Source organism: Gemmatimonadota bacterium, from assembly GCA_039715185.1.
Taxonomy (GTDB): domain Bacteria; phylum Gemmatimonadota; class Gemmatimonadetes; order Longimicrobiales; family RSA9; genus DATHRK01.
In genome coordinates this window covers 20,488-41,031 of the sequence record JBDLIA010000023.1, presented here as the reverse complement: position 1 = coordinate 41,031, position 20,544 = coordinate 20,488, and the positions used below count along the sequence as shown (strand labels likewise).

At 71.2% G+C, this 20,544-nt stretch carries 18 protein-coding genes; 7 read left to right on the top strand and 11 right to left on the bottom strand.

The genetic code is table 11. The features are described 5' to 3' along the window. Positions 1–185: 185 nt before the first annotated feature. Together ABFS34_06365 and ABFS34_06360 are read right to left on the bottom strand one after the other, a co-directional pair. Complete coding sequence (locus ABFS34_06365; protein ID MEN8375059.1) at positions 186–1,394, bottom strand: HEAT repeat domain-containing protein; 1,209 nt, start codon at positions 1,392–1,394, stop codon at positions 186–188. Positions 1,395–1,430: 36 nt separating this feature from the next. Then, the gene (locus ABFS34_06360; GenBank protein ID MEN8375058.1) at positions 1,431–2,615 is read right to left on the bottom strand and encodes an anhydro-N-acetylmuramic acid kinase; all 1,185 of its coding nucleotides are present in this window, start codon (positions 2,613–2,615) and stop codon (positions 1,431–1,433) included. Between the two features lie 197 nt (positions 2,616–2,812). Between ABFS34_06360 and ABFS34_06355 the strand changes: the two genes are divergently transcribed. Both ABFS34_06355 and ggt read left to right on the top strand, forming a co-directional pair. Further along, complete coding sequence (locus ABFS34_06355) at positions 2,813–3,988, top strand: M20 family metallopeptidase (GenBank protein ID MEN8375057.1); 1,176 nt, start codon at positions 2,813–2,815, stop codon at positions 3,986–3,988. After that, positions 3,985–5,772 carry a gamma-glutamyltransferase gene (gene ggt / locus ABFS34_06350; GenBank protein MEN8375056.1) on the top strand — a complete coding sequence of 596 codons (1,788 nt, stop codon included), beginning with the start codon at positions 3,985–3,987 and terminating at the stop codon, positions 5,770–5,772. Before ABFS34_06355 ends, ggt begins: the two co-directional genes overlap by 4 nt. Before the next feature lie 140 nt (positions 5,773–5,912). Here the strand turns inward: ggt and ABFS34_06345 are convergent, their stop codons facing one another. Next, the gene (locus ABFS34_06345) at positions 5,913–6,881 is read right to left on the bottom strand and encodes a hypothetical protein (protein MEN8375055.1); all 969 of its coding nucleotides are present in this window, start codon (positions 6,879–6,881) and stop codon (positions 5,913–5,915) included. A 119-nt stretch (positions 6,882–7,000) separates the two neighbouring features. On the opposite strand from ABFS34_06345, the gene ABFS34_06340 reads away from it, so the two are divergent. The 3 genes from ABFS34_06340 to ABFS34_06330 all read left to right on the top strand — a co-directional run bounded on the left by ABFS34_06340 (position 7,001) and on the right by ABFS34_06330 (position 11,039). Further along, positions 7,001–8,770, top strand: coding sequence for an ABC transporter ATP-binding protein (locus ABFS34_06340; GenBank protein ID MEN8375054.1), 1,770 nt, complete (start codon positions 7,001–7,003; stop codon positions 8,768–8,770). Positions 8,771–8,792: 22 nt separating this feature from the next. Continuing rightward, complete coding sequence (locus tag ABFS34_06335; protein ID MEN8375053.1) at positions 8,793–9,188, top strand: response regulator; 396 nt, start codon at positions 8,793–8,795, stop codon at positions 9,186–9,188. A 189-nt stretch (positions 9,189–9,377) separates the two neighbouring features. Beyond that, entirely contained in the window at positions 9,378–11,039 is a 1,662-nt protein-coding gene (locus ABFS34_06330) for an alkaline phosphatase family protein (GenBank protein ID MEN8375052.1), read from the top strand. Here ABFS34_06330 and speB read toward each other — a convergent pair. The 7 genes from speB to coaE form a co-directional block, all read right to left on the bottom strand. Beyond that, the gene (speB, locus tag ABFS34_06325) at positions 11,012–11,941 is read right to left on the bottom strand and encodes an agmatinase (GenBank protein MEN8375051.1); all 930 of its coding nucleotides are present in this window, start codon (positions 11,939–11,941) and stop codon (positions 11,012–11,014) included. The two genes, ABFS34_06330 and speB, sit on opposite strands and share 28 nt — an antisense overlap. Positions 11,942–12,040: 99 nt before the next feature. Next, complete coding sequence (locus tag ABFS34_06320; protein MEN8375050.1) at positions 12,041–12,547, bottom strand: Fur family transcriptional regulator; 507 nt, start codon at positions 12,545–12,547, stop codon at positions 12,041–12,043. A gap of 48 nt (positions 12,548–12,595) precedes the next feature. Further along, entirely contained in the window at positions 12,596–13,105 is a 510-nt protein-coding gene (locus ABFS34_06315) for a hypothetical protein (GenBank protein ID MEN8375049.1), read from the bottom strand. Beyond that, entirely contained in the window at positions 13,102–14,220 is a 1,119-nt protein-coding gene (locus ABFS34_06310; protein MEN8375048.1) for a hypothetical protein, read from the bottom strand. The genes ABFS34_06315 and ABFS34_06310 overlap by 4 nt, the downstream gene beginning before the upstream one ends. Before the next feature lie 71 nt (positions 14,221–14,291). Further along, positions 14,292–15,413 (bottom strand): bifunctional oligoribonuclease/PAP phosphatase NrnA, encoded by a 1,122-nt coding sequence (locus ABFS34_06305; GenBank protein ID MEN8375047.1) that lies wholly within the window; start codon positions 15,411–15,413, stop codon positions 14,292–14,294. A gap of 4 nt (positions 15,414–15,417) precedes the next feature. Then, complete coding sequence (locus tag ABFS34_06300) at positions 15,418–16,107, bottom strand: PHP domain-containing protein (GenBank protein ID MEN8375046.1); 690 nt, start codon at positions 16,105–16,107, stop codon at positions 15,418–15,420. Further along, entirely contained in the window at positions 16,100–16,789 is a 690-nt protein-coding gene (gene coaE / locus ABFS34_06295) for a dephospho-CoA kinase (protein MEN8375045.1), read from the bottom strand. Before coaE ends, ABFS34_06300 begins: the two co-directional genes overlap by 8 nt. 63 nt (positions 16,790–16,852) lie before the next feature. Here coaE and ABFS34_06290 point away from each other — a divergent pair, with 63 nt between their 5' ends. Then, positions 16,853–17,458: a hypothetical protein gene (locus ABFS34_06290; protein ID MEN8375044.1), complete on the top strand. Its 606-nt coding sequence runs from the start codon at positions 16,853–16,855 to the stop codon at positions 17,456–17,458. Positions 17,459–17,482: 24 nt separating this feature from the next. Here the strand turns inward: ABFS34_06290 and ABFS34_06285 are convergent, their stop codons facing one another. Further along, on the bottom strand, positions 17,483–18,196 hold the full coding sequence (locus ABFS34_06285; protein ID MEN8375043.1) for a hypothetical protein: 714 nt from the start codon (positions 18,194–18,196) through the stop codon (positions 17,483–17,485). 200 nt (positions 18,197–18,396) lie between these two features. On the opposite strand from ABFS34_06285, the gene ABFS34_06280 reads away from it, so the two are divergent. After that, positions 18,397–20,526: a dehydrogenase E1 component subunit alpha/beta gene (locus ABFS34_06280; GenBank protein ID MEN8375042.1), complete on the top strand. Its 2,130-nt coding sequence runs from the start codon at positions 18,397–18,399 to the stop codon at positions 20,524–20,526. The last annotated feature ends 18 nt before the right edge of the window (positions 20,527–20,544 follow it).

Here is a 20,544-nt window from a genome sequence, read left to right as displayed (position 1 = left end):
AGCTTAGGCTATGCCTCCTCGTCGTTCCTGCCCTGGACGCCCGCAAGCCCCCTGCTCGCGGCCGCACTCCCCTTTTTCAGCGACCTGCTAGTGTACCGTAACGGAGGGTGGGTGTGCACCGAAGCGCGCGCTGAATGCCACCGAAACTTCCGTTATGGTGCACTAGCTCTCCGCCCAGGTCAGGGTCAGCTCGGCAGGTCGAACGGGTCGGGCAGGATCAGCTTGGTCACCGACTCGCCCTCCAACGAGAAACGGCCTCCCCCGTCGCGCACGCGGATCCAGCGCACCGGGCTGTAGTTGCCCCGGTACAGCCAGTCGACGCTGGCGTTGACCGAACCGAGCGGCCGCAGGTCACCGCCCCCCAGCGGGGTCTCGATCACGTCGTAGCGAATCTGGGTCTTGCCCCCATCCCCCTGCCTCGGCTGCTCCGCGGCCCGAAAGAAGACGAAGCTGTCGCGGAGCGGATAGGGGCGCGGCGCTATGCCCTCGCCGATGGACCGGCGCGTGCCGTCCTCCAGGTCCACGACCACGATGGTGCGGGCGGTTTCGTACACGACCCTGCTGCCGTCCGGGGCGAACAGCGCCGGGATAACTCCCCCCACCACCTCCACGTGCTCGCTCAGCGCCATGACGGGGCGGTCCGGAAACTCGACCCGCAGCTCACCGAGCGCGGCCTCCCACTCCGGCCAGCTCCGCACGGGCTGAAAAACCAGGCGCGCGCCGCTCGCGTGGGTCTTGGACAGGGTCTCAAGCGCCGCCGGACCCGTGGCCAGCGGAGCGCCCCGGTGCTCGGCGAGCGAGACCATCGTCTCGGCGATCCCGCGTAGCGGCTCGGCGGGGTCCGCCGCCAGGTACTCGCGCAGCGCGTCGGGCGAGTTGTCGGCGAGCGCCTCGAGCGCGCGCACCTGCACGTCCTGGCTTTCGTCGCGCAGCGCGCGCCGCAGCAGGGCCACGATCCGCGCGTCCAGGTTCTGCTCCAGCAGACTCCCCAGCCCCACGGCCGCGGCCGCGCGCACGTCCACGGATTCGTCGTCCAGCGCGACCGCGAACGCATCCAGCCGACGCCCGCCGCCGTTCCCGAGCATGAGCAGGGAGTTGCCGCGGGCGTAAACGGGCGCCCGCTCGTCCATGGCTATGGCCGCCAGCATCCGGCGCAGCAGGTGCGTCTGCGGGCGCAGCAGCGCGATCTGGTCGGCCCGGGCAGGCCTGACCAGCGCGGTGTCCAGGAGCTCCACCGCGTGGGCGTACGTGGCGTCGTCGGTGCCGGACGCGGCCGGCGCGGACAACTCCGCCGCGGCCGGCGGGCCTTCCTGCGCGACGAGCGGGCCGGCGCACAGCGCTACCAAGGCGAGAGCGGCGAAGCGGAAAGGGCGGTTTGTCGAAGTACGCATCATCGTCGTTTCAAAAGCGTTGACGGCGAAAATCGGCGATCAGGGACGTATGTACCCGTCCAGCACATCCGGTTCCCCTGCGCTCGCGGCGCCCGGCGTGAGTGAGCCGAGCACGCGCGCGCCCTCGGCGCCTGTCGCGCCCGGTTCGTTGGCCGGCACGGCGTGCAGGTGGGCCCAGGCCAGCGCGGCGAACGCGATCGCCTCCTTGGCGTCGGGGTCGACGCCCAACTCGTCCATCGAGCGCACGGGCAGGGCGCCCATGCGTTGTGAGAGGCGCTCCATCAGGTACGGGTTGCGGCACCCGCCGCCGCCCACGAGCAGCTCCGCGGCGCCGCGCCCGGACAGCCAGCGCTCGACCCCCTGCGCGACGGTGAGCGCGGTCAGCTCGGTGAGGGTGGCGATCAGATCGTCCCACTCGTCTTCCCGCATGGGCGCTACGCGCTCCACCAGGCGCTCCACCGTGGCCGGGCCGTAGCGCTCGCGGCCGGTCGACTTGGGCGGGGGGGTGGCGAAGTAGGGGTCGTCCACCAGGAACTGGAGCAGCTCCTCGATCACGTTGCCGCGCCGGCCCCGCTCGCCGTCCCTGTCGAAGCGCTCGGCGCCCGCGGTTGCGCGCTCGGCCGCCGCGTCGATGAGCACGTTCCCCGGTCCCGTGTCGAAAGCGAGCAGGTCACCCACGCCGCCCGCCGGCACGTGCGTGACGTTCGCGATGCCGCCCAGGTTGGCGAGCACGCGGGCGCGCTCCGGGTGCGCGAACAGGACGCGGTCGACCCACGCCACGAGCGGCGCGCCGTGCCCTCCCGCGGCGACGTCGCGGGAGCGGAAATCGCTGACCACGGGGCGCCCGGTGCGCTCGGCGATGGTCGCCGCGCAGCCAAGCTGCAAGGTGGCCCCGCGCTCCTCGCCCGGTGGGATGTGCCAGACGGTCTGGCCGTGGCTGCCGATGGCCGCGACGGACTCGACGCCTACCCCGGCGTGCGCGCACAGCGCCAGCGCGGCGGCGGCGAGCCACTCCCCCAGATCGGCGTGCAGGCGCGCCATTTCGGGAGCGCCCCCGGACTCGATCGCCCGTAGAATGCCGGCGCGCTGAGCGTCCGTGTAGGAGGTCGAGCGAAAGCCCTCCAGCCGCCAGCCAGGCGCGCCCGGTCCCGAGCCCTCGAACCGCACCAGAGCCGCGTCGATGCCGTCGAGCGAGGTGCCCGACATGAGCCCCACGATCCTCACGTACCGGATCCGCGCCGGGGGGAGGGGCGTCGGCGGTGATCGGGGGCTGGGCGCATGGCGGCTCGGTTGCTGGCGGTTCGGCGCGACCGGTAGCTTGGGCCGCTCCCGGCCCATAGTGCCGGAGGCGGTCCGCGTCGGCAACGGCGCCGGACCCCGATCCCAACCGTTCGCAGGACGTGGCTGAACCGATGTCCGACTTGATCGAACAGGCAGGCGCCTTCGCGGCAGACCTCGTCGCGATGCGGCGAGACCTGCACAGGCACCCCGAGCTCAGTTTCCGCGAGACTCGCACGGCGTCCGTGGCGGCGCGGGCCGCAGAAGGCCTCGGGTACGAGGTCCGCACCGGCGTCGGGATCACGGGGGTAGTGGCCGAGCTGCGCAACGGCGCGGGCCCGACGGTCGCGCTGCGGGCCGACATGGACGCGCTGCCGATCCAGGAAGAGAACGACGCTGACTACCGCTCCTCGGTGCCCGACGTCATGCACGCCTGCGGCCACGACGCCCACGTGAGCATGCTGGTGGGCGCGGCGCGGCTGCTGGCCCAGGAGGCCGCGGCGAGCGCGCTCCCGGCCGGCACGGTCCGCTTGCTGTTCCAGCCCTCCGAAGAGGCATCCGACGAGGAGAACCTGAGCGGCGCCATGCGCATGGTCGCCGACGGAGCCATGGAGGGAGTCGACGCGGTCTTCGGCTTGCACATAGGAGCGCACCTGGAGAGCGGCCTCTTCCGCATCGGCGAAGGGCCGCAGTTCGGCGGTAGCGACACCTTCTACGCGGACGTCACCGGCGTGGCTTCGCACGCGGCGCGGCCGCACCTGGGCGTGGACGGCGTGGTCCTGGCGGCGCACTGGGTGCTCGCGTGCCAGCAGGGGGTGGCGCGCAGGATCGGCCCGACCGAGGCCGGCGTGCTCACCATCGGCACGGTCGCGGGCGGAGTGGCCGAGAACGTGCTCGCGGACCGCGTGCGCCTGTCCGGCACCGTGCGCTACTACACGCCGACGGTGCGGGAGCGCCTGCACGACACGCTGCGGGCCGCCGGGGCCGCGGTCGAGGGGCTGGGCGGAGGCTTCGAGCTGGACCTCCGCGAGGGCTATCCGCCCGTGGTCAACGACGCCTGGGCGGCGGAGCTCGCCGCGACCGCGGTGGCCGGCGCGCTTGGACCCGAGCGCGTGTCGGGTGGCGAGCCGATGCTGGGCGCGGAGGACTTCGCGATCCTGGCGCAGCACGCGCCCGGCTGCTTCTTCTGGCTGGGGGCCGCGCTGGAGCCGCCGCGCGAGCACCATCACCCGCGCTTCGACATCGACGAGTCCGCGCTGCCGCTGGGCGCCGCGGCGCTCGCGTCGTGCGCGGTGAGGGCGCTGGAGGCGCTGGCGTGAACCGCCTCGCCCACCGTCGAGCCGCCAGCGCGCATCGGGTCGCGGGCGCGCTCGCCCTGCTCCTTCTGCTGCCGGCCTGCCGGCCCGGCGAACCGACCCCGCTCGGTCAGGTCCAAGCCGCGGTCCCGCAGAGCTGGGAACACCGGCCGCTGCGCAACGTGGCGACCCGCGCCGCGTCCGGCATGGTAGTCACGGAAGATTCGACCGCGGCGGCGATCGGCGTCGAGGTTCTGCGACAGGGCGGTAACGCGGTGGACGCCATCATCGCCACGGCCTTCGCTCTTGCGGTGACCTATCCCGAGGCCGGCAACATCGGCGGCGGCGGCTTTCTCATCACCAGGCTGGCGGACGGCACCACCACGGCGCTCGACTTCCGCGAGCGCGCTCCGGCCGCGTCGACGCCGGACATGTACGTGGACAGCGCCGGCGACGTCACGGAGGCAGCGCTCCTGGGCCCGTTGTCGGCGGGCGTGCCGGGCGTCGTCGCGGGGCTCTTCGCGGCCCACGAGCGGCACGGTTCGCTGCCCTGGGAGGCGCTGCTGGCGCCCGCGGTGTCGATCGCCCGATCGGGGTTCGCGGTCAACGACCGCTTCCACGACGTGATCGACGGGCGCAAGGATCAGCTCGGCCTCTTCGACGGCAGTCGAGCGCTCTTCCTGCCGGGGGGCGAGGCGCCCGCGGCCGGGTCCACGTTCCGCAACCCGGATCTCGCGCGCACGCTCGAGCGCGTCGCCCGGGACGGACGCGCGGGCTTCTACGAGGGCGAGACCGCGGCGCTGATCGTAGCAGAGATGGCGCGCACCGGCGGACTCATCACGAGCGCCGACCTGGCCGCGTACGAAGCCGCGTGGAGAGAGCCGGTGGTGTTCGGCTACAGGGGCGTAGAGGTCGCCTCCATGCCGCCCGCGTCATCCGGCGGCCTCACGCTCGCTCTGATCGCGAACATCCTGGAGGGATACGACCTGGCGGCGCTCGGGTGGCACTCGCCCGCCGTCCTGCACCTCACCGCGGAGGCGATGCGGCGGGCCTTCGTGGATCGCAACCACTACCTGGGCGACACGGACTTCGTCGACGTGTCGCGCGCGCAGTTCGAGTCGGAGCAGTACGCGGAGCGGGTGCGCGCTATGATCGCGGACAACGCCACGTGGTCGGCCTCGATCGGCCCCGGCCTGGGTGATCCAGTCGTCGCCGAAGACGCCGTCGAGGAGCTGGAGACGGTGCACATCGGCGTCGTCGACGCCTTCGGCAACGCCGCCGCGCTGAGCACCACGGTGAACTTCCTCTACGGGTCCAAGGTGACGGTGAGCGGCGCCGGGTTCGTGCTGAACGACACCATGGACGATTTCTCGGCGCAGCCGGGCACGGCCAACGCGTTCGGGTTGGTCCAGGGGGTGAACAACGCCATCGCGCCGGGCAAGCGAATGCTGTCCGCCATGACCCCGACCATCGCGAGCGACAGCCTGGGCGTCCTGCTGGTCACCGGGGCCCGCGGTGGCCCGCGCATCATCAGCGCGGCCTGGCAGATCCTCTCGAACGTGGTGGACTACGGCCTGCCGATCGACGTCGCGGTGAGGGCACCCAGGGTGCACCATCAGCATCTGCCGGATACGCTGAGCTACGAGGTGGACGGACTGGACCCGAGGGCGCTCGCCGGTCTGCGGGATCGCGGACACGACCTGGCCGGCGTCGGTGGAGTCGGCAGCGCGCCGTCCATCCTGCGGGTGCCCGAAGGGTGGAGCGCCGCCGCCGACCCGCGCTCCGGGGGCACCGCGCTCGGCTACTGACGCCGGCGCTGCATGAAAGCAAGAGGCCCCGCCCCGTGGAACTCCGCGGGGACGGGGCCCGGACGGACCGCCCGGGGTTCGCGCCCCAGGCGCTCACCCCCCCTCTCCTTGGGCAGCCCGTCTCTCTATTCCAAATCGGCTCAGCGAATGGCCGCGCGCAGCGGCGCGTCCAGCCGGATCGCCATGGGCGAGCCCGCCGGCAGCACGGCCTCCACGTCGCGCGTGCCCAGCGCGATCGCGGTGCCGGCGGCCGCGCCCGCAGCCGCGCCGATCAGCGTGGATTCCGTGTCCTTGCCCAGCACCTGGCCCAGGATCGCCCCGGCCGCAGCGCCGGCGCCTATCTTCGCCGCGGTGCCGCGGGTCGCGGTGCGCTTGCGCCGCTCGGGGCGGGCCTCGACGACCGTGGCGGTCAGGGGGTAGGTGGTCCCAGCCGCCGAGATCGACTCGAAGTCGAGCACTAGCATGGACGTCTCGCCGTCGGCTGCCGCGCCGCTGACCGCGGTCACGCGGCCGCGGACCACCGCGCCCGCCGGCACCACCACCCTACCGGCCTGGTTCAGAAGCGGCTGGGTCGTGGTCGCCGTGAACGCGTCACCGGGGCGATGCGAGGAGGTCGAGATCTGCTGGTCCAGGCGGACCGGAACGACGCTGCCCGCCGGCACCACCCCACCCGACTCAGCTACCGTCCCGGCCCTGCGAGCCTGGATCTCATCCAGGGTGAAATTCACGCGCTCGGCGGCGGTGCGACTCGGAACGGGCCGTGCCGGCGGAGCGGCCGCTTCGCTCGCGGCGTCGGCGCCCTCGTCGCTCACCTTCTGCACGGGCCAATCAGGTACGTCCCCGATCTCCAGCCCGGGCTCGTCCGGCGTCACCTCGTGGCGCGGAGTCCGTTCGTCGCCTGCAGGGCCGCGCGCGTCGGGCTCTTCTTTCTCCCCGAAACCCGGCGCGATGTCCTCCAGAGTGGTCAGGCCGCTGTCCGGGCGAGTGGCCACCTCGGCGGCCACCTGCGCGGCGTCAGTTGCGTCCGCCCGTGTATCACGCTGGTCGCAGGCCAGTCCGAGCGCCCCCAGCGAAATTGCCGTAACCACGGCGATCATCAGCTTTCTCATGTCGTCCTCCCCGGTCCGCGCGCCGCCTTGAACTCTGCGCGGCGTCCGCGGTACAATCGGGTTCTGCCCGACCCCAGCGGGGCGGGTCCGTACCTACTTCGGGCAACCGACATGCCATCGTGAAGGCTCTCAGCACGCTACTGCCCTACGTCCGCGCCTACCGGCGCTCTCTCATCGCGGGTCTGGTGCTCGTGGTGTTCGCGAACGCGTTTCAGGCGGTCGGACCCAGGCTGGTGGGCCTCGCCATCGACGCGATCGGCTCCGCGGCAGAGGTGGGCACGATCCTGCTCCTGGCCGGCACCATCGTGGCGGTCGCGGTGGCGGGAGGAGCGGCCCGCTACGGCATGCGCGAGTTGCTGAACGGCCTCAGCCGGCGCGTGGAGGTGGACCTGCGCGACGACCTGTTCGCGCACTTCATGCGCCTGGACGCTTCCTTCTACGGGGGCAAGCGAACGGGCGACCTGATGGCGCGCGCGACCAACGACACCACCAACGTTCGACAGGCGGTGGGGCCCGCGGTCATGTACATGGTGAATACCGTGGCCGGGACGGTATTCGCTCTCGGATTCATGCTGTCGATCAGTCCGCGCCTCACGGGCCTGTCCCTGATTCCGCTGGTCGTGCTGCCCCCGCTCGTTTTCCGGATGTCCTCGCTCCTGCACCGGCGCTACGAGGCCATCCAGGAGCAGTTTTCGTCCCTGACGGCGATGGTGCAGGAGAACCTCACGGGCGCCCGGATAGTGAGAGCCTACGGACGGGAAGCCGCCCAGGAGGCCGAGTTCGCCGAGCTCGCCGACGAGTACCTGCACAGGAACATGGCCCTGGCGCGCGTCAACGGTTTGTTCCGGCCGGCCATGACCCTCCTGGCCGGCGGCGGCATGGTGCTGGTGCTGTGGCTGGGTGGACGGTTGGTGATCGCGGGCGGCATATCGGTGGGAGACTTCGTGGCGTTCTTCTCCTACCTGGGGATGCTCGTCTGGCCCATGATCGCGCTGGGCTGGGTAACGAGCCTGTTCCAGCGCGGAGCCGCTTCCATGGCGCGGATCAACGCCATTCTGGACACCGCCCCGCGCATCGCCGATCCGTCCGAGCCGGCGCTGCTGGATGCGGTGAGCGGCCGCGTCGAATTCCGCGGCGTGAGCTTCCGCTATCCGGGCACGGAGCGGGACGTGTTGAGCGACGTATCCTTCGAGCTGGAGGCCGGGCAGACCGCGGCCCTGGTCGGGCCCACGGGGGCGGGCAAATCCACCCTCGTCGCCCTTCTGGCGCGGCTGTACGACCCCACCGAGGGCGCGGTACTGGTCGACGGACTGGACCTGCGAGCGCTGCCGCTCGCGCGGCTCCGGGCCGCCATCGGCGTGGTGCCGCAGGAGTCCTTCATGTTCTCGGATACGATCCGGGAGAACCTGCGCATCGGCATCGGCGACGGACGCGACGAGGAAGTCGCGGTACGCCAGGCAGTGCGCGTGTCCCAGTTGGAGGAGGCGATCGACGGATTCCCCGACGGGCTGGACACCATGTTGGGGGAGCGAGGCATCAACCTGTCCGGTGGCCAGCGCCAGCGCGCCGCGCTCGCCCGGGCGCTCGCCCGCGATCCGACCATCCTCGTCCTGGACGACGCCCTCAGCGCGGTCGACACGCACACGGAGGCGCGCATCCTGGACGGCCTGGCCAGGGTCCTCCCCGACCGGACCGCCCTGGTCGTCAGCCACCGGGTCACGGCCGTAAAGGACGCCGACATCATCCTCGTGCTCGACGGTGGACGCGTGGTAGAGCGCGGCACCCACTCCGAGCTGCTGGCCAGGGACGGACTCTACGCGCGCTTGCTCCGGCGGCAGTTGCTGGAGGAGGAGGTCGAGGAGCGCGGTGACGCGCTTGTCCCCGCCTAGGGCCCCCTCTAGCTTTCGTCCAATGTCTCGACGCACAGCCGACATCCTCCTCGTTGAGGACGACTCCCTCTTGCGCCGTGCCTTCTCGCTTCTCCTTCAGGACGCCGGCTACAGCGTCCGGGAGGCGGGGACCGCGGCGGACGCGATCGCCCAGGCGCGGGACCATCCGCCCGCGATCGTGTTGCTGGACATGGGCCTACCCGATCGCCCCGGGTTCGAGGTCGCGCGCGTTCTGCGCGGGATGCCCGAAACCGCGGACGTCCCGATCGCGGCGCTTACGGGCCGCTTCGGATTCGAAGAGGAGATGGCCTGCCGGAACGCCGGCTGCACGCACTTCTTCCCGAAACCCATCGAGCCGCGCGAGCTGATTCGCCGGCTCCCGGCCATCCTGGAGGCACCGGCCGGCGGATCCTCCTGACCCGCGGCGGTGCCCCGCACCGTGCCCGCCGCCGACAGGACTCCGAGCGCCCCCCCGGCCCCGCCGCCGGGCCGCGGTAAGCCTCCGCCCGGGCAGCCCGAACGGCGCGGCTGGAGACGTCGCTTCTGGGACCGCTTCTTCCGCCTGCTCTATCGGATCAAGTACCTCCCGTTCGCCAGGGAGCGGCGCATGCGAGCCGAAGCGCCCCGGCGCGGCTTCGTCGCCATCCAATTGGACGCACTCGCCTACGATGACCTGGAGCGGGCGATCCGCAACGGCTACGCGCCGACCATCAAGGGACTGATCGAGAAGGAGGGTTGGGCGCTACGCCGCTTTGCGGCGGGCCTGCCGAGCACCACGCCCGCCGCCCAGGCGGCCATCTTCTACGGCACGAAGGACGGAATCCCGGGGTTCCGGTTCTACGAGAAGGGCGACGACAGGCTGCTCATCGGCTCCAAGCCCGCGGCCATGCAAGTCATCCGCGACCGGCTTCCCGAGAGCGGCGTGCTGGACGGCGGCTCGAGCTACGTCAACCTCTTCGACGGAGGCGCCGCCCGTTCCGCGTTCACGATGGCCGCGCGCGAGCCGCAGCCGCTCCTCGCCAACCTGGGGGGCACGCGCGTCGCGCTCCTGCTGCTCTTCCACCCCGTCCGCACGCTGCGCATGGTCCTGGTCAGCGGGCTCGAGTACATCCGCGAAGAGCGGGATCGCTTCGTCAGCCAGCTCAGGGGCAGGTCCACCTGGTACTGGTGGTATCTGCCGCTGCTGCACATCGGCACGAGCGTGGTCCTACGTGAACTCCAGACGCTCGCGGTGCTGCTGGACATCTACGTGGGGGTCCCCTCCATCTACACCACGTACAACGTCTACGACGAGTTCGCGCACCACTTCGGCCCGTCGTCGCGTACCGCCATGAAGAGCGTGCGCGCGCTCGACCGCCGCGTGCGCGAAATCGTGCGCATGACCCGGCGCAGCCCGGGCCGGCCCTATGATGTGTACGTGCTCAGCGACCACGGGCAGACGCCTTCGGAGCCGTATCGCATGACCTACGGCGAGACGCTCGGCCAGACCATCGAGGCCGCCGCCAAAAAGGGCGTGGCGGTGCTGGCGGGCTCGGGCGTGTACGCTCCGCCGCGGGAGACGCTGGACTTCCTGCTGCGCGAGGCGGAGGCGGTGGCCGACGCGTCCCACAGCGAGATCACGCGCGCGATCGGTCCGCGGCTCATTCGTTGGCTCAGGAGCCAGTACAGCGTCTTTCCGCTCGTCGCCGAGACCACGCGGGTGGCCGACGACCGGGAGCTGGTGGTCACCTACTCCTCCTCCCTCGCGCACGTGTACTGGACCGACCCGCCCGAGCCGCTGGAGTTGCGCCACATCCAGGAGGATCCGCGCAAACAGGCGCTCTACTACTTCCTGGTGGCCCATTCCGGAATCGGCGTGGTGGTGACCCGCTTCCAGGACGGCGCGCACGTGGAGGGCCGCGGAGGGCGCGCGGTGATAGACCCGGCGGGCGAGCTGGTGGTGCTGGACGGCGAGAACCCGCTGGAGGACTACGGCACGGGGCACGAGGCGAGGATGGCCGTCGCGCACCTGGCCGCACTAAGCAACTCCGGCGACCTGGTCCTGTTCGGCGCCTACGACCCGGAGTCCGATACCTGCGTCTGCTTCGACGACCAGGTGGGCGCGCACGGTGCGCTGGGCGGCCGCCAGTTCTGGCCCTTCTTCCTGAGCGCGGACGGCACCGTCCCTGAGGACCTCGAGCTGCGCGACCCGCTGGACCTGCACCCCGTGTTCGCGCGCTACCCGCTGAAGGGGGGCGCGCCTCAGTCCGAGCTCATCCAGAGCCGGTAGGCGATCAGCTTGTAGAGCAGCTTGGCGGCCAGGACATCCGGCGCATGGAGGCCCTGAACCGGGGCCAGCTCGACGATGTCGGCGGCGTGCACCCGACGGGTCTCGCACACCCGCCGCAACAGCTCGAGCACGGGATACCAACCCAACCCACCCGGCTCGGGTGTGCCCGTGGACGGCATCAGCGCTGGGTCGAACCCATCCACGTCCAGCGTTATGTAGACGTCGGGCCCCAGCGCGTCCACGGCTTCCTCGACCCACCCATCGTCGGCGTGTATGTCATCGGCGAAGAAGATCCGCACCCCGTCGCGCTGGTCCGCGAAGCGCTTCTCGTCGGACGTCAGCGCCCGGACGCCGACCGCGACGATGCCCACCCTGTCCGCCACCCGGTGCATCACGCTGGCGTGCGAGTAGGCGGTCCCCTCGTAGGCCGGGCGCAGGTCCGTGTGCGCGTCCAACTGCAGCACGCTCAGCCGCCGGCCGTCCGCCTCGAGCCTGTCTGCCCAGGCCAGCACCGGCTCGGCGGTTATGGAGTGCTCGCCGCCGAGCGCGACGACGAACTTGCCGTCGGCCTCCTCGAGCAGAGCGCGATAGGCCGCGGCCAGCTCGGCGCACGCCGCTTCCGGTCCCGCGCGGCTGAGCTCCAGCGGAGGGAGCGTGGCGATGCCGGGCGTCCACGGTTCGCGGTCCAACTCCTGATCGTAGAGCTCCAGGTAGCGCGACGCGTCCAGGATGGCTCGCGGGCCGGCCTTCGCGCCGCCGCCGTAGCTCGTGGTCGACTCGTAGGGCACGGGCAGGATCACCGCGCGGGCGTCGGCGAAGCGAGACGCGTCCTCGTCCAGGCCCAGGAACGTGTGCGGGAGCTCCCACGGGAGCGCGCGGAGCGAATCGGGCGGGTCGGGCACGGTGGAGCCCTCCCCCGGCGCCGCTGAGCCGGTGCCGCGGCCGGCCGCCGCGGCGTCTCGCCGGTTAGGCAACGAACGTGGCCGGCCGAGTGCCGCCGTTCAGAGGTCGATCGGGCAGGTGAGACCCTCCCATTTGATCTCGGCGCCGCGCGCCTGGCATTTGGCGCACAGTCCGTACGTCTGGATCCGATACTTCACGGGCCGAAATCCGTGCGCGCCGGCCACGCGCTCCTGGAGTCGCTCCAGCTCGGGGTCCTCCACCTCGGTCACCGTGCCGCACTCCGTGCATACCAGGTGGCCCCGCACGGGACCCTGGCCGAACAGGTGCTCGTAGCGCTTGAACCCCTCTCCGAAGTCGTGCTCCGCCACGAGGCCGCTCTTCACCATCGTCTCGAGAGTCCGATAGATCGTGGCCTTGCCGATGCGCTCACCGCTTTTCCTGAGACGCTCCTCGATCTCCTCGACCGACAGATGTTCGGAGGAGGAAAACACGATCTCGGCGACCGCCTCCCGTTGCTGGGTGACGGGCAGGCCCTGCTCTCTCAGGTAGCGCCTGAAGAGGTTGACGAAGGCCGCCGACGGCGCCGCCGCTTGAGCTCGCTTCACCGTTCCCTCCTCAGGTCGGTCCCGCGCCCGGCCATCATGCGCGCGTCCCTATGGCTCGATCGGGGTGGGCTCGGCAACGAGAGGCTCCGCCGCGAGGAGCGTTCTCATGTCCGCCCACTTGTCCGCCGCACCTCCGATCTCGAAGGCACGCGGTCCTCTGCCCACCAGGTCCTCCCCGAGCCTGCGCACGACGCCTTCGAGCAACCCCGGCACCCTGTCCTGGGGCACCTCGCCCTGCTCCACAACCTCCACGTGACTGGAGGGTTCTCGGCGCCGAGACGCGCCCTCCGGAAGCTGCTCGACCACGAGTCGCGCGGTCACGAGGCGCCTGCGACCCGGTTGTTCCGCGAAGGCGGACGCCACCAGGAGCGCGGCGGGCACGCCACGGATTTCACGCGGGGGAAAAGCCCAGATCCGGTCCGCGGCGTCCACTCCCAGGAGCTCCTCCAGCGGATCCAGCACTGCGCGGTATGCCGCCCCGGCCTCCGCGCGCGCCTCGGCCTCGGGATCCAGGCCCCTTACCACCGGGCCGCCTCGCAGCTCGGCGCCGGGGCTCACGCGACCCCCACCGAGGTCCGCTCGACCGACGCGGGCGCGGCTTGCTGCACGTGGTCCCGCAGCACGTGCAGGAAATCCTGCGCGTTCGTGATCACGCCGAACGCCTGGAGAGTGCCCCGGTCCTTGAGCTTGCTCACCAGGAATTCGGACGAGTCGACCGCGATGGTGGTGAGTCCGCGCAGCTCTCCGCCCTCGTCGCGGTAGTAGGACGGCAGCATGTTGCCGAACGCGATGGAGTGCAGCGCGGTCGCGATCATCACCACCATGGTCGCGCGCACGGCCTGCTCCCGCATCGCCTCCTGGCCGGCGGCGACGTCCTGGATCACTTCGGGAATCGGACCGTCGTCGCGAATGGAGCCGCACAGCACCAGCGGCACGTCGCGGGTCACGCACGCGTGCATGATGCCGTCGGTGAGGATACCCTGCTCGACCGCGGCCGCCAGAGATCCCGCGCCGCGGACCTTGTTGATGGCGCGCATGTGGAAGGCGTGCCCGCCCCTGACCGGCCGGCCCTTGTGGTCCATGCCCAGCGTCGTCCCCATCATGGCCTGCTCGATGTCGTGAACGGCTATGGCGTTGCCCCCCAGCAGCGCGTCGACGAAGCCGTTGTGCACGAACCAACTCACGGCGTCGCGGCCGCGCGAGTGCAGCACCGCGGGCCCCAGCACCCACACGACGTGGCCGCCGTGCGCGCGTTCACGAATGAGCGCCTGAGCCATGGCCTCGTAATCGACGGGCTTCTCGCGGCTGACCTCCGAAGTCATGAACTGAAACTCCTCGGACTCCTCCCCTTCCTCTCGGAACCCGTTGGGGTGCACCAGTATGCCTTGGCTGCCGTCCTCGGCGAGCCCCAGCGCGACGGGCTGGCCGGCGCGCACCAGCCTGCCTTCGCGAACCTCCAGCGTGCCGTCGGGCAGCAGCACGATCGCCGAATCCATGCGCGGCCGCTCGGGCAGCCGCCAGTCGCCGCCGACGCGCACGTAGGTGGGCAGGTTGGTGGTCGAGAAATAGCCTTCGGGGAGCACGCCGTCGGCGGGAGCTTCGGCGAAGCGCGCGTCGGGCGCGTCCAGGAGCGGTTCCGCCGTGAAAGCAGGCGGCTCGTAACGGGTCTGCATGCTGGAAACCTACTCGAAACGGGTCGTCGCGCTCAAGCCGCAAGGGGGGCTCCCCCCCTTCCGCGGAGCCTTCAATCCTCCGCCAGCTTCCTCAGCGCCGCCCGCGCGGTGGCCAGAACGCGCTCGCGGGCCTCCTCCAGCGGCGCCCCGATCACCGCGCCGGCCGCCTTGACGTGGCCCCCGCCGCCGAGGGCGCGAGCGATCTCGTTGACGTCGGCGCGCCCGTTGGAGCGAAGCGAAACCTTGGTGCTGCCGTCCTTGACCCCGCGCAGCAGGATGGCGATTTCGGTGCCCCGCACCATGCGGGCGTGGTCGGTAATCGGCTCGAAATCGGCCGCCGTCGCCCCGACCTCCCGCACCACCTCGAACGGGACGCTGATCCAGGTGAGCGGCAGCTCCGGATCGGTCTCGAGCCGCGCCAGAGCTTCTCGCAACAGGTGCAGGCGGGCGAGCGAAGCGGTCGCGTAGATTTTGCGGTAGAGCCGCTCCGGGTCCACACCTCGCGCCAGCAAAACCGCCGCGATGGCGTGCGTACGCGGCTCCGTGTTGGAGTAGCGGAACGAGCCCGTATCGGTGAGAATCGCGGCGTAGATGCCTTCGACCACCGCGCGCGACCAGGCGACCGGCTGGCCCAGCTCCTCGGCGCGAACCAGGAGGTCGAACACGAGCTCCCCGGTCGCCGACGCGCCCGGGTCCACCACGCCGGCCGCCTGAAGAGGGTTCTCGCCGGGCGGGTGGTGGTCGAGGAGCGCGAGCGTCTTGCCCGGGATGCGCTTGGCCAGGCGGCCGAGGCGTTCGGCGTCACCGGTGTCCAGGACGACGACCAGGTCGGCGCGCTCGAGCGCCGTCCTTCCCTCGGCGGTCCCTCCATCGGCCACCGTAGACGGATCCTCCAGCAGGAAGCGGAAATCCTGGGGAAACGGAGTCGGGTTGACGATGGAGACGTGCACGCCGCGCTGCGCGAGCCAGGCCGCCATGGCCGCCTCCGAGCCAGCCCCGTCGCCGTCGGCGTTGACGTGCGTCGTCAGCGCCACCCGTTCCGCCGCCGCGACCGCCTCGAGCACGGCGTCCAGCCCGGGTATGCGCTCGGCCGAGATGCGCGCCGCCGCTCCGGGCGCCGCCGCCCGGGTCGTCATCCGGACCCCCGCCATGCCGCGCAAGCCATTACCACCGCCGTGGTCGATCGTCCCCACCCCGTCATCGCACCTCCCCGTTCGGCGCACCCGGAAGACGCTTGCGCGCCTTGGCCCAGGTGGACGCCGCGTGCACCGCCCACGAGGAGAACCTACCGCGCACCGAGCCGCTCCGCAGCGCCTCCAGGAACGAGTCCGCTGTCATCTCGAACGGCGGCACTTCGACGTACGCCCGACCCACCTCGCGCAGCGTGTGCGCGTCCGATCCGGCGCCCAGCGGCACGCGACGCCCGGCGGCCCACGCCACGGCGCGGTCGTTGAGCGCCTGCACGTGGAGCCGCGCGTTGAATCCCTCCAGCGCGTCCACGTGCTCCTCGATGACCTCGAGAACGCGGCCGTCGCCACCCTTGCCGGGTGCGAACGGGTGCGGGACGTATACGATCCCGCCCTGCGCGTGGATGCGGCGGCACGTCTCCTCCGCGCCGGTGCCCGCGGGGATGTGCTCGGTCAGAAACAGGCCGATCACGTCGACTCCCTCGGCCGTCTTCACCTCCTCACCGGCGATGACCCGGTCCGGGTAGCGCTCGTGGAGCGCGAGCGCGGTCGACAAATGGTTGTGATCGGTGACGCAGATGCGGTCCAGGCCCCTGGCCAGCGCGGTCTCCACGACCGCCACCGGGTCGCTGAGGCAGTCGAAGGACCTGGCGGTGTGCAGGTGCATGTCGACGCGCAACCGGTCCTGGCCCTCAGCCACGATCGCGCGACGCCTTCAGGCTCGCCTCGCCGATGAGGCGCCACACCCGGGTGGCTTCCGCCGCCAGGTCGTCGAGCCCCGCCTCGTTGTCGATCACGCGGTCGGCCAGGTCGATCTTCTCCTCGGAGGGCATCTGGGCGTCTATCCGGGCTGCCGCGTTGTCGGGGTCCATGCCCCGGTGCGCCACCAGGCGCGCGAGCCTCGTCTGAACCGGAGCGTGCACGTGCACCACCTCGTCGAACTCTCCCTGCAGCCCCACCTCGAAGAGCAGCGGGATGTCGTGCACGACCACCACCGGAGCCTCCACCTCTCGCCGCGCCTCCGAACCGGACTCGAGCGCCTCGGTGACCGCCTCGCGTTCGGCGAGCGGGCGCAGGCGCGCGACCTCCGGATGGAGGATCCCCTCCAGGCGGCGCCGCTGGTCCGGGTCCGAGAAGACGACGTCGGCGAGCGCGGCCCGGTCCAGCGAGCCGTCCGCGGACAGAACGCCCGGGCCGAACGCGTCGACCACCGCGGCCAGGCCGGCCGACCCCGGCTCCACCGCGCGCCGCGCCAATACGTCGGCGTCGATGATCGGTGCGCCGAGCCGCTTCCAGACCGCGGCCACCTCCGACTTGCCTGCGGCGATGTTCCCGGTCAGCCCCACGCGGTAGACGCGCGCTGCGTGCGTTGCGCCGCTCACGACGGCCCGTGACAATACGCCGCCACCCGGAACCCCGGGATGACGCGCTGGTGCCGAGGAAGCATGACCGACAACGCCGTCCCTGGCTCGCCGCCACCGTCGCGCCGTCGCCTGCACGCGGCCATCGCGCTCGCGGCGCTGTTGACGTTCCTGATCGCCTGGACGCTGCTCCTGCGGCGCATGGGCGCGGAAGGACTCGTCGAGCGCATCGGCGTCCGCAACGGCTATCTCCTGGTGTTCACGGTGGCCGCCGCCGGAGGGCTGTCGACCCTCACGTCGGTGGCGTTGTACACGACGGTCGCGACCCTGGCGGCCGGCGGTTTGAACCCGGTGGTGCTGGGGCTGTTCGCGGGCACCGGCCTCACCATCGGCGATTCTCTCTTCTTTCTCGTCGGTCTCGAGGGACGCCGAGTATCCTCGGGGCGGCTGGAACGCCGACTGGAGCGCATGTCGGCCTGGCTCGAGCGCCGGCCCGGCTGGGCGCTGCGGCTGGCCATCTTCGTATACGCCGGGCTGACGCCGTTTCCGAACGACGTGATGGTGATGGCCATCGCCGCGGCGGGGGTCCGGTACCGACTCATCGTTCCGTCCCTGCTCGCGGGCAACCTCGTCCTGGCGACGCTGACCGCGCTGCTCGGTGACGGCTTCTCACGGGCTTGGTTCGGCTGAATCGTGCGGCGGCGGGCGGTTGCCTCAGCGGTCCCTGCCGACTGATTCCCTGACGTCGTCCTCGCTGCCCGGGCGCTGATCGGGCCCCGGCGACACCACCGTGATCGAGTCGCCATAGAGGAGCATGTAGTACGGGGAGCCCCACTTGTCGAGGCCGCCCGTGCCGGAAATCGTGCGCCGCTGCATGTAGGAGGAGAAGTCCTGCGGCCGCGGCAGCGGTTGGCCCGACATTTCTCTGCTCTGCAGCTCCCGCGCGAGGGTGCGCGCCTCGTTGCGTACCGACCACCGGAACACCTGGTCGCGCGCGTTCCTCCAGAGCCGACCGATGGTGTTGTCCACCAGCCGCTTCCCCGGCGCCAGCACCGGTCCGGCGACCTCCCGAACCGGCGGAATGGCCAGCACCGCGGCCAGAAGGAGCCCGATTACCAGCAGCGTGCGCGGCTTGATGACCCCGGCCTCGGAATTCACCCGCGCACGCGAACGCGCCGCCCGGGACTGGGCCGCGCTCCAGTCCAGGTAGCTATCCACGGGGCCGAGGGGGATGTCAGTGTCGTCCGAGCCGTAGGCCGTCTCCAGTCTCCACGCCAGATAGCTCGCCGGCGGCAGGGGAAGAAAAGGCGGCCTGAGGTACCAGCGGCGTCGCCGAAAGCGCCACGCCGCCCCGGCGAGCCGGAGCGCGAGTCGCGGGCGCAGCGCCGCCCGTACCAGCAGCCGAGCGAAGGTGCGGGTTCGTGACACGATTCGTCGTCGTCTTCGAAGCGGGACTCCCGTGCTCGCAAGGTGGCGGCCAAACCCCGCCCTGTAAACGGGCTTCGGGGGTGGACCCCCTTTCCGCCCTCGGGTATAATAGCCGCCCGCCGCGGGGCACCGACGCGACGGCGCGGCCGCCCGGCGGCCCCGCCCGCGAGCTCCGCCCAGCGAACCCGTTCCAGATCCAGATGGCCACCAAGGCTACGCCGACGAAAAGCGACGCCCACGCGGGCGGCCTCCCAGCCGAAAAGCTGCTCGACTTCTATCGCACGATGGTCGCCGCCCGCGCCACGGACGACAAGGAGATCCAGCTCAAGCGGCAGAACAAGATCTTCTTCCAGATTTCGGGCGCCGGGCACGAGGCGGTCCAGGTGGCGGTCGCCGATCTTGTGCGCCCGGGATCGGACTGGTTCTACCTGTACTACAGGGACCGAGCGCTGTCCCAGGCGCTCGGCATGACCCCCTACGAGCATTTCCTGCAGGCAGCGGGGGCCGAATCCGACCCGTCCAGCGGCGGGCGCCAGATGCCCTCGCATTGGGGGCACCGGCCGCTGCGCATCATGAGCACTTCGTCGCCCACGGGAACGCAGTTCCTGCAGGCGGTGGGAACCGCCGAGGCCGGCGAGCGCGCGCGCCGCGACGTCGACATGCGGGCCGCGCTCGAGAGCTTCGAGGACGACGAGATCGTGCTCTGTACGACGGGCGAGGGACAGACCTCCGAGGGGGAGTTCTGGGAGGCCCTCAACACGGCGTGCAACCTGCGGCTGCCGGTCCTCTTTCTGGTGGAGGACAACGGCTACGCCATTTCGGTCCCCGTGGAGGTGAACACCGCCGGCGGCAAGATCAGCGATCTGGTCCGCTCCTTCCCGGACCTGTTCGTCGAGGAATTCGACGGCTGTGACGTGGAGGCGAGCCACGCGGCGGCGGGTCGCGCCGTGACGCACTGCCGCTCGCGCCAGGGTCCCGCGCTTCTGCACGCCCAAGTGGTGCGCCCGTACTCGCACTCGATGTCCGATGACGAGCGCACGTACAAGCCGTCGTCGCAGATCGAGGAGGACTCCAGGCGCGATCCCATCGCGTTGCTCGGGGGGCGCCTGGTCGCGTTGGGCGCCGCGACCGAGGAGGAGCTCGCGGCGTTGGCCGAGAACGCTCGCGAACGGGTGCAGGAGGCGGCCGATCGCGCGCTGGCGCAGCCGCAGCCCGATCGCGCCAGCGTGCTCGACTTCCTGTACTCGCCCGACATCGACCCGACCTCGGCGGACTTCGACACGGAGGACACGCCGGAGCACAGCGGCGACGAAACGACGATGGTCGATCTCATCAACATCGCGATGCGCGAGGAGATGAGCCGTGATCCGCGCATCGTCGTATTCGGCCAGGACGTGGCGGACGCCAGCCGGGAGGACGCCCTGGAGGAGGTCAAGGGCAAGGGCGGCGTGTTCAAGTGCACGGCGGGCCTGCAGCGGCGTTTCGGCTCGAATCGGGTCTTCAACAGCCCGCTCGCCGAGGCCAACATCGCCGGGCGCGCGATCGGCATGGCGCTGCGCGGGCTGAAGCCCGTCGTCGAGATCCAGTTCTTCGACTACATCTGGCCCGCCTTCATGCAGATCCGCAACGAGCTCGCGACCATGCGCTACCGCTCGGGTGGCAACTGGTCCTCCCCCCTCGTCGTGCGCGTCGCGTACGGGGGCTACCTCAAGGGGGGCGCGATCTACCACTCGCAGACAGGCGAGACGCTCTTCACCCACAGCCCGGGGCTACGCGTCGTGCTGCCCTCCAACGCGGAAGACGCCAACGGGTTGCTGCGCACCGCGATCCGCTGCGACGATCCGGTCATCTTCCTGGAGCACAAGCACCTCTACCGCCAGATCCACAACAAGGGCCGCGATCCCGGACCGAACTACATGATCCCGCTCGGCAAGGCCAAGGTCGTGCGCGAAGGCGCCGACCTCACGGTGGTCGCGTGCGGTGCGCTGGTGAAGCGCTCGCTCGACGCGGCGAAGAAAGCCGAGGAGCGAGGGATCGACGTAGAGGTCATAGACCTGCGCAGCTTGAGCCCGCTCGACATGGAGTCCATCGCGGCGTCCGTCCGCAAGACCAACAAGGTCATCGTCGCGCACGAGGACTCGCTGTCGTGGGGGTTCGGCTCGGAGATCTCGGCGCGCATCGCCGACGAGTTGTTCGAGTGGCTCGACGGACCCGTCAGGCGGGTGGCCTCGCTGGACACGTGGGTGGCGTACGCGCCGGACCTCGAGGCCGAGATCCTGCCCGACGCCGACGACGTGTTCCGGGCCGTGGAAGAGCTGGCGGCGTTCTAGCCGCCGGTTCACGACGGC

Coding starts and splice junctions, on each gene's coding strand:
- ABFS34_06335 (MEN8375053.1), top strand. CDS start 8,793: ATGTCTCGACGCACAGCCGACATCCTCCTCGTTGAGGACGACTCCCTC.
- ABFS34_06345 (MEN8375055.1), bottom strand. CDS start 6,881: ATGAGAAAGCTGATGATCGCCGTGGTTACGGCAATTTCGCTGGGGGCG.
- ABFS34_06290 (MEN8375044.1), top strand. CDS start 16,853: ATGACCGACAACGCCGTCCCTGGCTCGCCGCCACCGTCGCGCCGTCGC.
- ABFS34_06310 (MEN8375048.1), bottom strand. CDS start 14,220: ATGCAGACCCGTTACGAGCCGCCTGCTTTCACGGCGGAACCGCTCCTG.
- ABFS34_06365 (MEN8375059.1), bottom strand. CDS start 1,394: ATGATGCGTACTTCGACAAACCGCCCTTTCCGCTTCGCCGCTCTCGCC.
- ABFS34_06330 (MEN8375052.1), top strand. CDS start 9,378: ATGCGAGCCGAAGCGCCCCGGCGCGGCTTCGTCGCCATCCAATTGGAC.
- ABFS34_06280 (MEN8375042.1), top strand. CDS start 18,397: ATGGCCACCAAGGCTACGCCGACGAAAAGCGACGCCCACGCGGGCGGC.